Source organism: Lysinibacillus sp. BNK-21, from assembly GCF_048684915.1.
Lineage (GTDB): Bacteria > Bacillota > Bacilli > Bacillales_A > Planococcaceae > Lysinibacillus > Lysinibacillus capsici.
In genome coordinates, this window is sequence record NZ_JBLQTS010000001.1 from 4192072 (window position 1) to 4208151 (window position 16080).

General features: G+C 36.5%; 14 protein-coding genes and 1 other annotated feature. Of the genes, 8 read left to right on the forward strand and 6 right to left on the reverse strand.

What is annotated here, in order from left to right; all coding sequences use genetic code 11:
- Positions 1–122 precede the first annotated feature (122 nt).
- Together ACMGGO_RS21095 and ACMGGO_RS21100 are read left to right on the forward strand one after the other, a co-directional pair.
- The gene (locus ACMGGO_RS21095; protein WP_269897440.1) at positions 123–971 is read left to right on the forward strand and encodes an ABC transporter ATP-binding protein; all 849 of its coding nucleotides are present in this window, start codon (positions 123–125) and stop codon (positions 969–971) included.
- On the forward strand, positions 968–1675 hold the full coding sequence (locus ACMGGO_RS21100) for an ABC transporter permease (protein ID WP_048393188.1): 708 nt from the start codon (positions 968–970) through the stop codon (positions 1673–1675). Before ACMGGO_RS21095 ends, ACMGGO_RS21100 begins: the two co-directional genes overlap by 4 nt.
- On the opposite strand, the gene ldmS is transcribed toward ACMGGO_RS21100, so the two are convergent.
- Together ldmS and ACMGGO_RS21110 are read right to left on the reverse strand one after the other, a co-directional pair.
- Positions 1672–2844 (reverse strand): L-aspartate--L-methionine ligase LdmS, encoded by a 1173-nt coding sequence (gene ldmS / locus ACMGGO_RS21105; protein ID WP_048393186.1) that lies wholly within the window; start codon positions 2842–2844, stop codon positions 1672–1674. The genes ACMGGO_RS21100 and ldmS overlap by 4 nt on opposite strands.
- Before the next feature lie 115 nt (positions 2845–2959).
- Positions 2960–3547, reverse strand: coding sequence for a GNAT family N-acetyltransferase (locus ACMGGO_RS21110; protein ID WP_009373719.1), 588 nt, complete (start codon positions 3545–3547; stop codon positions 2960–2962).
- Between the two features lie 98 nt (positions 3548–3645).
- Here ACMGGO_RS21110 and ACMGGO_RS21115 point away from each other — a divergent pair, with 98 nt between their 5' ends.
- The gene (locus ACMGGO_RS21115) at positions 3646–5007 is read left to right on the forward strand and encodes a PLP-dependent aminotransferase family protein (protein ID WP_420282333.1); all 1362 of its coding nucleotides are present in this window, start codon (positions 3646–3648) and stop codon (positions 5005–5007) included.
- 105 nt (positions 5008–5112) lie between these two features.
- Positions 5113–5919, forward strand: a complete 807-nt coding sequence (locus ACMGGO_RS21120; RefSeq protein WP_009373716.1) for an EcsC family protein — start codon at positions 5113–5115, stop codon at positions 5917–5919.
- Positions 5920–5966: 47 nt separating this feature from the next.
- Here ACMGGO_RS21120 and ACMGGO_RS21125 read toward each other — a convergent pair whose 3' ends face one another.
- On the reverse strand, positions 5967–6935 hold the full coding sequence (locus tag ACMGGO_RS21125; RefSeq protein ID WP_387256031.1) for a quinone oxidoreductase family protein: 969 nt from the start codon (positions 6933–6935) through the stop codon (positions 5967–5969).
- 145 nt (positions 6936–7080) lie between these two features.
- On the opposite strand from ACMGGO_RS21125, the gene ACMGGO_RS21130 reads away from it, so the two are divergent.
- Positions 7081–7623: a hypothetical protein gene (locus ACMGGO_RS21130; protein WP_387256033.1), complete on the forward strand. Its 543-nt coding sequence runs from the start codon at positions 7081–7083 to the stop codon at positions 7621–7623.
- 50 nt (positions 7624–7673) lie between these two features.
- Positions 7674–7938: a binding site (T-box leader), on the forward strand.
- Between the two features lie 66 nt (positions 7939–8004).
- Positions 8005–9249 carry an MFS transporter gene (locus ACMGGO_RS21135; RefSeq protein WP_387256035.1) on the forward strand — a complete coding sequence of 415 codons (1245 nt, stop codon included), beginning with the start codon at positions 8005–8007 and terminating at the stop codon, positions 9247–9249.
- An 80-nt stretch (positions 9250–9329) separates the two neighbouring features.
- Here the strand turns inward: ACMGGO_RS21135 and ACMGGO_RS21140 are convergent, their stop codons facing one another.
- Positions 9330–10058, reverse strand: a complete 729-nt coding sequence (locus ACMGGO_RS21140; protein WP_387256037.1) for an IclR family transcriptional regulator — start codon at positions 10056–10058, stop codon at positions 9330–9332.
- Between the two features lie 436 nt (positions 10059–10494).
- Between ACMGGO_RS21140 and ACMGGO_RS21145 the strand changes: the two genes are divergently transcribed.
- Together ACMGGO_RS21145 and ACMGGO_RS21150 are read left to right on the forward strand one after the other, a co-directional pair.
- A complete protein-coding gene (locus ACMGGO_RS21145; protein ID WP_279493733.1) occupies positions 10495–12099 on the forward strand; it encodes a M20/M25/M40 family metallo-hydrolase in 1605 nt (534 codons plus the stop codon).
- Positions 12100–12199: 100 nt separating this feature from the next.
- Complete coding sequence (locus ACMGGO_RS21150) at positions 12200–13696, forward strand: alanine/glycine:cation symporter family protein (protein ID WP_387256039.1); 1497 nt, start codon at positions 12200–12202, stop codon at positions 13694–13696.
- Between the two features lie 95 nt (positions 13697–13791).
- On the opposite strand, the gene ACMGGO_RS21155 is transcribed toward ACMGGO_RS21150, so the two are convergent.
- Positions 13792–14751 (reverse strand): methyl-accepting chemotaxis protein, encoded by a 960-nt coding sequence (locus ACMGGO_RS21155; protein ID WP_387256041.1) that lies wholly within the window; start codon positions 14749–14751, stop codon positions 13792–13794.
- A 132-nt stretch (positions 14752–14883) separates the two neighbouring features.
- Positions 14884–16068, reverse strand: coding sequence for an NAD(P)/FAD-dependent oxidoreductase (locus ACMGGO_RS21160; protein ID WP_004227760.1), 1185 nt, complete (start codon positions 16066–16068; stop codon positions 14884–14886).
- Positions 16069–16080: the final 12 nt, after the last annotated feature.

Here is a 16080-nt window from a genome sequence, read left to right on the forward strand (position 1 = left end):
CTCCTGTCACCTTTAATAAAATTCCATTGAAGGTTCTTTTTCTGCCTTTCGCATGATTTTTACTGTGAGCCTTACCCTTGTTGTTTATAGTGTAGACATCAACAACAAACAGGAGGTTACACATGAACGCAGTGATTGATGTGCAACATTTGAAAAAAATTTTTAATAATGAAACAGCATTACAGGATGTTTCCTTTACCATTAAAAAAGGGGAAATATTCGGCTTTCTTGGCCCAAGTGGTTCTGGTAAAACTACTACAATTAAAATATTAACCGCACAAACAGATAAATCGGCAGGTAATGTTCTATTATTTGGGCAACATGCATCTGAAATGAAGCAAAGTCAAAATCGTAAACGTTTTGGTATTTTAACAGATAATAGTGGCTTGTATACGAGACTATCAATTGAAGAAAATTTAATACTTTATAGTAATTTATATCAGCTATCTCAATCTGCTGTAAAAGAAGCTTTGGACTTTGTCAATTTATATGCAGAACGTAAGAAAAAGATCAGTCAGCTTTCCAAAGGAATGATTCAACGTGTTACACTTGCTCGTGCAATTATGCACAAGCCCGAATTATTATTTTTAGATGAGCCTACTTCTGCTTTGGACCCAGTAAATACACAACATATATATAATGGCTTACGAAAATTAAATGCTATGGGTACAACAATTTTTTTAACAACACACGATATGAGCGAAGCAGAAATACTTTGTGATCGTGTTGCTTTCCTGCATAAAGGGAAAATCCGAGCAATCGGCGCTCCAAAAGATCTAAAAAAAGAATTTGGCTCTGACACTATTACAGTAGAGCTTAAAAATGGTGAACAGGAAATTATAGAAAATGGTTCTCAAGATGCAGAGAAGTTATTTCAATGGATGCAATCCGATCAAGTTACACGTATCTATACAAACGAGCCAACACTAGGTGACATTTTTATGCAAATAACAGGGAGTGATTTAGTATGAATATTTCAATGACACGTATTCAAGCTATATTGATGAAGGATTATAAGGAATTCTCACGTAACTATGCCGTATCAACTATGGTATTACTACCACTTATAATGGCGTTTTTATATAATCAATTAGGTGCAAATACTATTAGCATGTATTTTCTACCAATTAACATGACATTTTCCATAGTGACTACTTACGTACAATGTAGTTTAATTGCAGAAGAAAAGGAAAAAAACACTCTTCGCAGTCTTATGCTCTCCCCTGCCTCACTTGGAGATATTTTAATTGGTAAAAGCCTGTTTGTTCTAATTGTTACAATTGTATCTGTAACAATGGCTATTTTTCTAGTTGGCTACGAACCTGCAAACCTTTTTATCTTAGCAATTGCATTATTGCTTTCTGCTGTGTTTTATATTGCTCTAGGTACAATATGTGGTTTATTTGCTAAATCTATTATGGAAGCATCTATTATTGTGTTGCCTGTAATGGTTATCTTCTCATTTGGTCCTCTGGCCTTAGCTCTATCTTCGGCATACCCAATCTTAAAATTAGCTGAATGGCTACCAAGCTCACAGTTATTACTTTTAGCAGAGGCGTTAGAAGGTAAGTATTCTATGGCAGATGTTCTTATTCCTATGATTACGATAATTGTATGGTCTCTTCTTTCTTGGATTTTCGCAGCAATTATCTATAAAAAAAGAATGGTCGATTAAAGACCATTCTTTTCTTCAGGTAATAATTCCTTCTCCCGTTTTTCAATTTCCTCTAACGTATCTGCATACCATACACCCACAAATCTAGAAGGGACAGACTCCTCAAAATAATCTCCATCATAGAAAGATAAAGGAAATAACATACCCTTTTCTATATATTTCTTAATTGTTTGATAGAAATGATCATTCTGTTGTGGGCTTTGTGATGAATAGGAGCTAAATTTATTGATGGGCTTTCCTAAAGCATCATGAAACATCAGCATTGAGGTTGAACCATTTTGGCGGAAATTTAAGTCTATTGCTTGAACATCACCAGCTTCCGTGACAATTAAATCAAAGCCTGCCACACCTACAAAGCCTTCCTCAACGCCACGTTCCATAATATGCTTTCCTACTTCAATTACTTTTTCGGGTACTTTCTCTACAATGATATTCCCTTCGTAAATGCCGTTATCATCCGTAATTTGCTGGGAAGCTCCTAAGTATTGAATCCCTAGCTCCTCTGAGTAAACAAATTGACAGCTATAGTTGTCCTTTGTCTGTAAAAGCTCCTCAATAATTATACTTTCAGTTCCTGTCATGCGAAATTGTCGTAAACCTTCCGTCAATTCATCTTTATTATGACAAATGGTAACGCCATATCCTCCCGAGGTTGGCGAATCATCACCAGGCTTTAATACTACAGGGGGCTGCCAATTTTTAATGGCATCTGAAAGTCTATACGTCTCCACATTTAGACGACTTGGCACATATTTACTATCGATTAAATGATCAATATAAGCTTTTGTATTCAACTCATTAAATTTCTCCGCATCCATCCAATAACATTGACGATCCATATGCTCCAGGTCGTGTATATATTGACATACAATGGTCTTCCCTTCCTTACACCAAGTTTGGATCTGTGCCAGATATTCCTCTTGAGTCTCATAACTATAAGGCTGTTCTACCCATGGTAATCCTGCTAATTGATGAAGCTCTTGCGCCTTTTCTGTTTGTGTTGCTCGATGTACTAGCACGGGGATATCAGCAATAGCAACTTCTCTTGAGGTTAAAGCATCTAGCTTATGAGGATCATCCATCATCCACGGATTATCGCTATACGGTGTTCTTGGTGTATACACAGCATTATCACCATAAATTTGTCTTAACGTGTATTTAGGTTTCAAGTAGATTACCCTCTTTCAATTTTTCGGTACTCTACTCTACCCTCCCCTTTATTTTTTGACACTTTTTATAAGAAAAAAGGGTTTTACGGGTTATATAAATCCCTTTTTATACCTATTAACATCCCAATTGCACTAATAGACTTTCTAAATGCTTTTTCACCTGTGGCCATTCTTCTATTGTAATGCTATACATAACGGTGTGCCTAGTTGTCCCATCTTTGCGAATCATATGGTTACGCAATATTCCCTCTTTTGTAGCACCAATTCGCTCAATTGCCTTTTGAGAACGAATATTTTCATGATCCGTTTTTATTTGTACACGTTGTAAATGAAGATGCTCAAAAGAGTATCGTAATAGCAAATACTTACAATTAGTATTAATAGCTGTACGCCAGTATGCGGGTGTTAGCCATGTATAGCCAATTTCTAATCGCTGATGCTTGTCATCAATATCCATAAAACGTGTAGACCCGATAATGTCCCCTGATTGTTTATCCACAATCACAAATGGAAATTCTGTTTTTTCGTTTTTTGCCTTTAATGCGTTTTCCACAAATTTATTCACATCTTCCTTTTTTTCTATGGTTGTGGACATATGTGACCAAATTTCTGGATAACTTCCTGTCTCTAAAATTCCTGGTAAATCGCTCAATTCTAAAGGCTTTAGTTTAACCACTTCATTTTCTAATGTTATAAATTCCATTACACTTCACTCCTTTTTACTTATTTAACGGTAAAATTGATATGATATATATAACCAATTACTAAAAAATCAACCATACCAGAGGAGGAGGAAATTATCTGGAGCTCTCCATTATATTTACAGGCAATCTAGCGAAATACATTCAAATCTATGAAGAAATAAAGCATAAGATTATTACTAAAAAATTACTTGCTCATGAACAACTGCCTTCTAAACGAGCTCTCGCCCTAACATTGAATGTGAGTGTACACACCATAAAGGAAGCCTATGAGCAGTTACTTGCAGAAGGCTATATTTATAGTAAAGAGCGTTCTGGTTATTTTATTGCGCCCTTTGAATTTGATTGGCTACAGCAAGTACCCCGGCATGTATCTGTTCCAAGTAACAATATCCCTAACAATATACAATTTGATTTTACAAATGGACATGTGGATAACGAGGCTTTTCCCTATGCTGCTTGGCACAAGCTTATAAAAAAGCATTTTAATAGTAACAACTTATCAACAAGCCCTTGGGAGGGAGAGACAACTTTACGCACAGAGATTGCCCGCTATGTAGAGCGTTCTCGTGGGGTTAGCTGTGATGCTTCACAGGTATTTATATACAGTGGTACACAAAGCCAGCTTCAGGCTCTTTGTCATTTTCTTGGGTCTGCGATACGCGTTGGGTTAGAGGAGCCAGGATTTAAAAGAGTGCGTGCCGTTTTACAGCAATGTGGATTGTCCACAGAGGCGATTCCTGTGGACTATTCAGGGGTTACACTCCCTGCAACACCAATTCACATGTTATACACAACACCTGCTCATCAATTTCCATTAGGCATGATTATGACCATAGAAAGAAGAGTGAAATTGTTACAATGGGCTAACTCGAACGCGGGGCTTATTATTGAAGATGATTATGATTCCGAATTTCGTTATAAGGGGCTACCAATCCCGTCTTTAGCAAAAATGGATCAGCTTCAGCGTGTCATTTATTTCGGAACATTTTCGAAAACATTGCTTCCATCCTTACGCATTAGTTATATGATCCTTCCAAAGTCTTTAGTAGTGCCGTTTATGACTTTTCATTCTGAGCAAAAATCCGTTGTCTCCAAAGTAGACCAACTTGTCTTAGCAGACTTTCTTGCACAAGGTCTATTCGATAAGCATTTGGCAAAAATGCGAACAATCTATCGTAAAAAACAACAAGCATTATTGACCGCCATCTCTTCACATTTTTCAAATGAATTTCAAGTAATCGGTGAAAAATCCGGACTTCATATAGTCATCAAGCTACCACAACATCTCACCGAGAGTAGAGCGATCCAGCTTGCTCAAGAGGTAGGGGTTCAAGTCTATCCATGCTCTACCTCCTATCAGAATGGAACAAATGAAACCATGATCATTATAGGGTATGGTGGACTGACACTTCAGCAAATAAATGAAGGAATTGCACTCCTTGCGTCCGTTTGGCAATAGCATGTGATTCATTAGTTTGTCGAAATCTCATTTAAATAAAGCGAAACTTTATATAGTTTTTTTCGTATTTAAAGTTAAATGGACACATAAGGGGATAAGACAATAATGGAGAATCGAGAGTTATTAGAGCAGCATTTACAAGAGATTCAAGTGTGGGAAAAAGATCAAAAAGATTTATGGTTTTGGGAGAAATTAGGGAGAATACCATTTAAATTATTAGATAAAATGACACCTGCCTTTCTCCAAAATAAAATTGCTTTATTGGTAGATGAACTAGGCAATTATATTCAGTCCGGTGGAAAGTATTTAATCAATGAACAAGCCATGATACAAAAAATTCGTGACCATTCTTCCACTCAGCATATTATAACTATATCTGATATTGGTCAGATCCCTTTAGAGGACATGATCTCCCTCAGTGACAAATTACAAAATGAACGTGTGAAATTTGCTACTGTACAAGGAGCCTCTACTGGCTTTGGTGGCATCTTTACTTTAGCTATTGATATTCCAATGATTTTAGGGACTGCACTAAAAACTTTGCAAGAAATAGCAATTATTCATGGCTATGATCCGAACGATAAAATGGAACGTATTTTTATTGTAAAATGTCTACAATTTACCTCTGCTGATATTGTTGGTAAAGAAGCAATCTTACAGGAGCTTTCTACTATGAATAGCTCAAAAAAGGCTTCAGATAACATGATTTCTCAGCTTCAAGGATGGCAGGAGGTATTTTACACATACCGTGATCAGCTAGGCTGGAAAAAGTTGTTTCAAATGATCCCTATCGCAGGGATGGTTTTTGGAGCCTATGCTAATAAAGGCATGATTCAGGATGTAGCCGAAACTGGTATTATGCTTTATCGTAAAAGACGTATTTATGAAAAACTTACTGAACTAGATTGTTGATCGACAAAAGATGACACTCCAAATATGGGTGTCATCTTTTTTGTGCTTTATATTTTAATAAGTATTTTTCCTTGATGCTGACGACTTTCCATAAATTCATGAGCCTTTTTCATTTCCTCTAAGGCAAATATTTTAGCAATTGGCACCTGAAAACTGTCTTCGTTTACTAAAGAGAAAATATCCTGCGCCACCTGTTGTAACAGTTCTGGCTTCAAAGCTCTTGTCGTACCTAAGCTAAATCCTTTTATATTGCGGCAGCTATTGTGTAAATCTGCTGTTTTTATATTTCCTGCTCTTCCTCCACTATTCCCGAATTGGACAAGAGTGCCATAAGGCGCTAAACAAGTTAAACTCTCCTCGGTGATAGCTCCTGCAATAGAATCGTACACAATATCAACACCCTGACCCTTTGTAAGTTCATTGACATTTGTACTAAATTGATCATATGTAAGTACATGATCCGCACCAAGCTGATAAACAATTGGGGCTTTTTCTAAATTACTCACCGTACCTATAATCTGTTTAGCTCCGAGCCTTTTGGCCATTTGGACAAGCATTGTCCCTACCCCACCAGAAGCAGCATGAATTAAGACGGCATCCTGCTGACCAATGGCCGCTATTTGATGTGTTAACATATATGATAAAAATAAAACAGTCGGTACAGCTGCTACCTTCTCGATTGGTACCCCACTAGGAATTTTAAAAACTAGTTGTTCCTTTGCTACTACAAATTCTGCATAAGCACCGTTTTTCGGGAATGCGATAACTTGGTCACCCTTTTGAAAACCACTGCTATCATTAAAAACTTCTTCAATTACCCCTGCAACATCTAAACCAAGAACCATCGGAAAATTTGCTTTAGCTTTATTACCTGTGCGATTTTTAATATCTGCAAAATTTACGCTTGTATAGGTTGTCCTTATTAAGACTTCACCCTCAGAAATAGTCGGTTTTGGACAATCAATAAAAGTTAAAACATCCGATGTACCAAATTCATTGATAATAATAGCCTTCATAAATTTCTCCCTCCTTGCTATGGTAAAATTATATACTATATATAGAAATGATGGAGGAATATTCATGAAAATCTAACCTAAGCACGCCATGTACAATGGTATATCCTACAATTTTTTTGATGGAAATAGCGATAGGGTATGTTTTATGCTCTCTGGCACGGGCTATACCTATGATAAACCTATACTTTATTATTCTACGGCATTACTGTTAGAACTTGGCTATGATGTCGTCCAAATCAATTATACATTTGAGCAACAGCAATTCGAACAGGACTCCCAAGCCATATCAAAAATGGTCTATCGTGTTGCCAACCCTATTGTAGAAAATAGCTTGCAATCAAAGCCTTATAGAGAAGTCGTTTATCTAGGAAAATCTTTAGGTACTATGCCTATTGTCGATTATTATATGCAGCAGACTCCTTCTATTCCTGCTCGTTATGTACTTTTCACCCCATTACTTTCTCTTCAACATACAATGACAAATCTATTAGACAAACATGCATTTTTGGCAATTGGTACAGCGGACCCTCATTATTCACAGCAGAAGCTAGCGCAACTTGCTACCCTTCAGCTTGCTGTTTTTGAGGACCTTAATCATTCACTTGAAATTCCTTTGAATGCTGTTTTATCCATACAGCACTGCCAATCGCTGATAACACAATTAAAAATCTTCCTACAAAATAATTAGTAATATTTTATAGTACTATTTACCAAAATCGTGTACTATGCTACACTAGCAAAAATACATTGAAGAGAAGAGTAAATAAGGCTGTTCTTCCCAGAGAGCTCGGATTGCTGAAAACGAGTAAGAACGAATTATTGAAACAAGCCTCGGAGTAGCGCATTGGATTTTGTTTGAATGATGGTGCGACGGGAACTCCCGTTATAGAGTTACAGTATAAGCATAGGCTCTATGCCGTACTGAAAAGGCTATTATGGTGACATAATAGTGAACTAGGGTGGCACCACGTGAGTATATAAATTCTACAACCTCGTCCCTAAGACTAATCGTCTTGGAGGTGGGGTTTTTTATTTTGCAAATCGTCACTTTGCTTAAGGAGGAATTTATATGAAAAAAGCTTTAGAAAGCTGGCGTTATCCTGCCATCCTATTATGTAGTATTGGTGTTTCAAGTGTTGGCGAATGGATTTATTTTATCGCCTTAAATTTAATTGTGTTAAACCTCACAGAATCTGCTCTGGCTGTCTCTGGATTGTATATTGTAAGAGCGATCTCTTCCTTGTTCACTAATTTTTGGTCAGGAAGCCTAATCGATCGTTTTAATAAGAAAAAGCTAATGATTTTTCTAAATTTGGTTCAATCTATACTCATTGTCATACTCCCCTGCTTTTCAAGCCTCTTGTGGATGTATGTCCTTGTTTTTCTCATTACAGTAGCTAGCTCTATGTATCAGCCGACATCTATGACTTATATCACTAAGTTAATTCCTGTCCAACAAAGGAAACGTTTTAATGCATTACGCAGCTTACTCGACTCTGGTGCATTTCTAACTGGGCCAGCAATCGCAGGTTTCTTGTTCACAGTCGGAACACCCTATATGGCCATATATTTAAACGCGATTGCTTTATTTCTATCAGCCTGTATAACGTTCAAAATGCCGAACATTGAAGCCCTTGAAAAATTTATGAATCGTACAGAAAAAGCATCCCTTTTTCGAGTATTGCTTCAGGATTGGCAAATGGTCATACGCTTTAGCTTAAAAAATTCCTATGTTATGGTAGTCTATTTGTTGTTTAGTGCTATCATCATCTTGATGACAGCTACTGATTCTTTGGAGGCTGCCTTTGCAACACAGATATTAGCTTTATCGGAAGGAGAATATGGGATTTTAGTCAGTATCGCAGGGGTAGGTGTTTTATTTGGCTCGTTAACCAACTCTGTTATTGTTGAAAAAATACCAACTTCTTGGTTAATAGGTATGGGGTCTCTCGTAACAGCACTGGGCTATTTAATATTTACCTCATCCTTTTCCTTTCTTATAGCTGCTATAGGTTGCTTTGTATTATCCTTTGCAACTGCCTTTGCGAATACAGGATTTTATACATTTTATCAAAATAATATTCCCTCTGAGAGCATGGGTCGTATAGGAAGTATTTATGGATTTTTTGAAGCACTTTTTATTATTATTTTTACTACTATTTTTGGGATTTTCGCTGAATGGATTACTATACGCTCAGTTGTCATTAGTGCATCCTTTATGATGGCATTTGTAGCTGTCATTCTACTATGGCTAAATATAAAACCTTCGAAAAGCCACTATTATAAAAGGTTGATAAGTAGCAAGCAACAGTAATCTCACTTTTCATATAAAAATTAACCATCTAATGTCTACTAATTACTGACATCAGATGGTTTTTATCGTAATAAGCAATCTTATATATACCCTAATTCAAAGGATAGCTGCTGTGCAGTTTTAATGACTTCCTGTGTTATACTTTCTAATTTTTCAGCATCTGTATCATATTCAAAGCACTCTGCACTAATGGCTGCAATTGTTTGTTTATTTGAATCAAATATAGGTGCTGCTATGGATACTGTCCCCTTTGTTTTTTCTCCAACGCTTATGGCAAAGCCTTTTTCTCTTACATCATTGAGGCTCTCTATCAATTTTTCTTTCTCAGGCTCCTCAAGTTGTTGGAAAAATTGTTGCTGTACATCGCTTTTAGAAAACGCAAGTAATACTTTATTTGGAGCTCCTATAGGATATGGAATTTTTTCACCAATCATATCAATAATACGGACATTTTTAGGACTATCAATTCGATCAATAATAATGGATGCAAACTGTTTAGCAATACTTAAATAGATTGTTTCTCGAACATTATATGCAAGGTTTTCTAATAGAGGATGCGCTTTTTCTCTAATATCCGTCTCATGATACATTTTCATGCCAAGTTGCAGCCATGTATACCCCAATCGAAATTCTTTTTTATTCTCATTTCTCTCTACTAAATCAAAACTTTCTAATGTATATAATAATCTGTATATTGTGCTAGTAGGCAAGTCTGTTTCATTAAAAATTTCTTGCACAGTAAAAAAACGCTTCGGATGCTTCGCCAGTATATTTATAACTAACATTGCTCTTTCGATTGATTGAATCATTACAATTACTCCCTTTCATTTCCCCATATGATCACTATCTTAAGGTTTTTATAGATCCATTTAGCTTTAACTAGGATCATTATGAAATTAAAATTCATGCAAATTATCAAATTTTTATGTACCTTCAATTTTTTACATGTAGCCCTGCTTTTAAATGTAGTTTCATTTTATTTTAACTAATTTTTATGCATATAAATAGATGCTACATGAAATATATACATAGTTCCACTCAATTAGCGCAGAAAATTACGAGTATTCACAAAAATTAAAATTGACAATTTGTTGTTTTGCATTTACGATGAATTTATATTCCACTATGTAGATTTAATTTCATATAGTGAAAAATATATAACGGTAAAAATATGTATTTCTCTACTAATTATCTATTAATATCATCTTGAAAATAAAAAACTTTTCTATAAAAGGAGAAAAAATCATGAATACTTTTATGTGGGATACACCCGAAAAACTACGTGCCCTATTATGTGAACTTGTGAGCTGGGAAAGCCGAACATTAACGGAGGGTGAAAATAAATTTGCCTTTCGACTAAAAGATAAATTGTTAACGCTTCCATATTTTGAGAAGCACCCAGACTTGATTGAATTACATGATGCAGGACTTGGCAGAAATGCAGTGACAGCCTTCTATAAGCATCCAACCGCAACTGAAACCGTTGTGTTAATCAGTCACTTCGATACCGTGCATACAGAGGAATATGGTGAACTAGAGCCGTTAGCCTTTTCTCCAGAAGAACTAACGAAAAAGCTAATGGAACCTAAATACCTAAAAGATTTACCAGAGGCAGCTCGCATTGATTTGGCGTCTGGGAATTATTTATTTGGACGCGGCACAATGGATATGAAAATGGGTCTTGCCTTACACATGCAGTTGATTGAAAAGGCAAGCTTTGAGCAATGGCCGATTAATTTAATTTTAACTACGGTTCCTGATGAGGAAGTCAACTCTGCTGGTATGAGAGCGGCTGTTGTGGAACTGGTGAGACTGCGGGGACAGCATGGCTTAACCTATAAATTATTTTTAAATAGTGAGCCATCGTTTTCACAAGGGCCTTCGGATACGAATGAATATATTTATTCAGGTACAATTGGTAAAATCATGCCTGCTGCTTTGTTCTACGGAAAAGAGACACATGTTGGTGAGCCATTAAAAGGGATGACGGCTCCCTTTATCGCTTCCTATATGACACAGCATATGGAGTGGAATCCCCTTTTCAGTGAAACAGATTTAGGCGAAAGCACACCATTACCCGTCTCTCTACAATTAAAAGATTTAAAAATGGAGTATTCTACACAAACACCATACCGTGCGGCGGCACTTTACAATGTCTTTTTGTTAAAACGTACAGCGGCTGAGGTGATGGCTATTTTTGAGGAAGTTGCGTTACAGGCAATGGCTGCTTGCAATGCGCACTATCAGGACATTTGTACACGCGAAAATGTTCAGGGTGTGGGCAAGGTAAAGGTCTTACGCTACGAGGCATTATTGGAGCATGCGATCCATAAGTTAGGAGCTGAGGAAGTACAAGCGATTAAGCACCAGGTTCAGCAGCATCCTGCATGGGATGATCGTGAAAAATCCATTCGTATTGTGGATCAGCTCATGATTCGCTGTCAGGAATTAGCACCTGCCACAGTTCTGTTATATGCACCACCTTACTATCCAGCCATTAATTCATCCAACCATCCATTAGTGAAACAGTCGATTGAATTAATGAAGCAAACAGCTCAAACATTTGATATTGAGGTGGAGCAGATCCACTACTTTAACGGAATTTGTGATTTAAGCTATGTCAATTATTCAGATGCATCCAATGAGTGGCTAGCATTTGAACGGAACACACCTGTATGGGGCGATACGTATCATATTCCATTCAAAGAGATGGCGGCATTACAAGGTCCTGTCTTAAATGTCGGTCCATTTGGTAAGGATGCCCATCAAAAAACAGAGCGATTGCATGTGGATAGTGCGTTTAAAGAGATGCCTATTATGATTGATACATTGATTAAAAGTTTATTTTAAATAAAAGAAACTTCATTCAAAATAGCTTTCATATCCTCTCATTTAAATTGTTACCTAATAATCTAAGATGACACAGTACAAAATAGAAAGAGGTTGTTATATGGATTTTGCCGCTTTAACAGGTAAAATAGCAGGGATTATCTGGAGTAACGCATTAGTTTATCTTTGCTTAGGAGCTGGCGTTTACTTTTCGCTTATTATGAGGTTTCCACAGCTGCGTCTCTTCAAAGATATGATTAAACAATTATTTAATAGAAAAACTTCGGCAAATGGCGTTTCATCTTTTCAAAGCTTTGCAATGGCATTGGGTGGACGTGTCGGAATTGGGAATATAGCTGGTGTAGCTACTGCAATTTATTTTGGAGGACCAGGGGCTATCTTTTGGATGTGGGTCATAGCCTTTTTAGGAGCTGGTGCTGCCTATATTGAGTCCTCGTTAGCCCAGGTTTGGAAACAAGAAATCGCAGGAGAGTATCGTGGAGGGCCAGCATACTATATTGAGAAAGGGTTAAAAAATAAGCCATTTGCTATATTATTTGCTATCGCTACAATTATAGCAACTGGTTTCACTGGTTCAGGTGTTCAAGCCTTTAATATTGCTGATTCAACAAAAAATGCCTTCGGGATTTCACCAATAATTACAGGTATTATTGTTTCTGCAATATTTGGATTTGCTATTTTTGGTGGTATTAAAAGGGTTGGAAAAGTTGCTGAATATGCTGTACCGTTTATGGCAACTGCTTACATACTTCTTGCATTCATTATTTTATTAATCAATATAAAAGAAGTACCTGCAATATTTGCTTTAATTTTCAGCTCTGCCTTTAATTTAAATGCTGCATTTGGTGCTGTTTTTGGAAAAGCAATTATGTGGGGAGTAAAAAGAGGGGCTTATTCAAATGAAGCAGGTCAAGGTACTGGGGCACAGGCAGCTGGTACCGCAGAAGTATCTCATCCTGCTAAACAAGGGCTTGTCCAAGCATTCTCGGTCTATGTAGATACACTACTTGTTTGTACAGCTACAGCCATTATGATCATCTCCACAGGCAGTTACAATATTGCCCATCCTAATGGGGGATTTTTGGTTGAGAATCTACCAGGAGTTGAAGCAGGTACTGCATTTGCACAAGAAGCAATTAACTCATTCATTCCTGGTTTAGGAAGTCCTTTTGTTGCTATCGCAGTATTTTTCTTTGCAATAACTACTATGCTTGCTTTTGGGGTATACACGGAAAGTAATGTTGCTTACTTATTTAGAAACAATAAAAACTTTGCTACTATTGCTATTGTCGTAAAAGTACTACTAGTTATCTCTATCTTTTTTGGAACGATTCGTTCCTCAGCAACTGCTTGGAATCTTGCTGATATTGGTGTAGGTATACTTGCATGGTTAAACCTAATTGCTATTATTTTATTAACAAAGCCAGGTATAGCTACATTAAGAGATTATGAAGAGCAAAAGAAGTTGGGGCTTGACCCAGTCTTTATTCCCGAAAGATGTGGTATTAAAGATGCAGAATTGTGGAATGAAATAACTGAAAAAAACTATCCAGATCAATTAGCCGCATTAAAAGAAAAAGTTGGCGACTTGAAATAATTAAATGAACCCTGTAGTAGTCACTAAGAAGTTGAAAAGTTGCTGCTATGCAGGGTTCTTGCTTTTTAAATTTCCATAGAATGAAGTTAAAATCTCTATCTTTCAGTTGGGAAATGCTTTACTTGATCAACTGCCTCTAATAATTTTTTTGTTACAATTTCTGATTCATCAATATGGCTTGTTAGAACGCGATTTGTTTCATCAAATAAAGCTGTCGTCCTATTAAATTTATGTATAACATCTTCGTTTGATAGCTTCTGATCTTTAATTGAAGCTAATAGCTCATTTATTCCCGTTTGAACATTTGTCATAATGTGCAGTAATTGATCAATTTTTACTGATGTTTTAGCACTTTTATCAATGCCTTCCGTTACTAGCTGCATGTTATTTTTATTATCCTCGTAAGCAAGTCCAATTTGTTCTTCGATTTTCTTTGTTAAATTAGCAATATCTTCTGTGCTTGTTTTCGTATTTTCAGCTAATTTGCGAACTTCCTCGGCAACAACCGAAAAGCCTTTACCATGCTCCCCTGCTCTTGCTGCCTCAATAGATGCATTCAAAGCTAGTAAATTGGTTTGATTTGATATTTCTCCAATTACATTTACAATTTCAGCTATTTGCTTTGAGCGCTCACTTAAATTACTCATGCTTAAAGACGTTTTGTGAGACTGCTCTCCCAACGCATCAATCAAATGCTCTACTTCCTGAACAGCCTGCTTGCTTTCAACCGATAATGTCATCATTTGATCCGAGGAAGAGATTAATAAATTGCCTTTATCTAGGGCATTTTCAGAAATTTTATTGGAGTGAATTGTGCTATCCTCAACTTTATTAAACTCTCCTACAATATCTGCGACCATTTCTCCTAAAATAGTATGCTGGTCATTTACCTTGTTATGTTGTTCAATAGTTTCAATGATTTCCTTATGTAACTCATTTAAAAAAATTTGAAATTCATGATCTTTCTTATCCAGCTTTGCATTCAGTTCATCAATTTTAGCCTTAAATTGCTCTATATCTACTTTTTTTGATTGGAACATTGTTAACACAGCCATCACCTCAGAAAATAGAATATTGAATATGTATTTATTTTACTGGATTTAAAGTAATTAATATACATCTTTAGAAAAAAACAAACACTCACTACTAACAACGACATAGCGTGATAGTAGTGAGTGTTTTGTTTTTTAATAGGCTAAACCAAATAAAGCTTTAATATGTGTTAAGTAACGAATATTAGAAGCTTCTTTCATTAATGTTGCAGGAAGGCCTTTAAGCTCTGTGTTGCTCGCACCAATTGTAGCAACAGCATCTTTACGACCTAAGCTTGCAAGTGTGCCAGAGTTTACAGCTGAGAATGCTTTCATGTCTTGGTTTTTGTATTGTGCAAATACATTATAACCAGCACATTCACCCATTTGCCATGCAACTTGTGCTGTTGGAGCGTATAGTGGACGACCTCCATCAGCTGGTAGTGCAACAGATGCATCACCAATAACAAAGACATCTTCGTGAGACGTAGATTGTAAGAATTCATTAATAGTTGCTTTTCCACGATCAGCAGCTAGACCTGATTCGCCTACGATTGGAAGTGGAGCTACCCCACCTGTCCAAACAAGTGTATTTGCAACAATTGGTTCACGGTCTTTTAAAGAAATAACGTTGCCGTCAACACCTGTTACTGGTGTACCTGTAATAAATTCTACGCCACGTTTAGTTAAGCTTTCAGTAGCGCGTTGGATAAGTGTATCTGGAAGAACTGGCAAGATTTTCGGACCAGCTTCAACAAGTTTAATTTTAAGATCAGCAAAATTAACACCATGTTTTGCAGCGATTTTCGGGAAGTTGTCCACGATTTCACCAACAAGCTCAACACCTGTTAAACCGCCACCACCAATAACGATTGTTGCATCTGCTTCATCTTTAGATTGTGCATATGCTTTAATGCGGTCTTCAATATGTTTGTTGATTTTATTGGCATCATTTACTGATTTCAGAACCATAGAGTTTTCTTCTAATCCTGGGATACCAAAGAATCCAGTTTGGCTACCTAAAGATACTACAAGTGTGTCATAAGTTAATGTATAACCATTATCTAAATCAACTTTTTTAGTATCTACATTAAATTTTGATACTTTCGCAATGTGTAGGTCGATATCTAAACCTTTAAAGATTTTTTTAAGTGGTAATGCAACAGCACCTTCTGCAATTGTACCACCAGCTAAACGGTGAAGCTCAGTGATAATTTGGTGTGTTGGGAATTGGTTTACTACAGTAATTTTAGCTTCATCAGCTGATAGATACTTACGTGCTGTTAATGCAGTTAAAACGCCAGCGTAACCTGCACCTAAGATGACGATTTCTTTTGACATGATTAATTAATC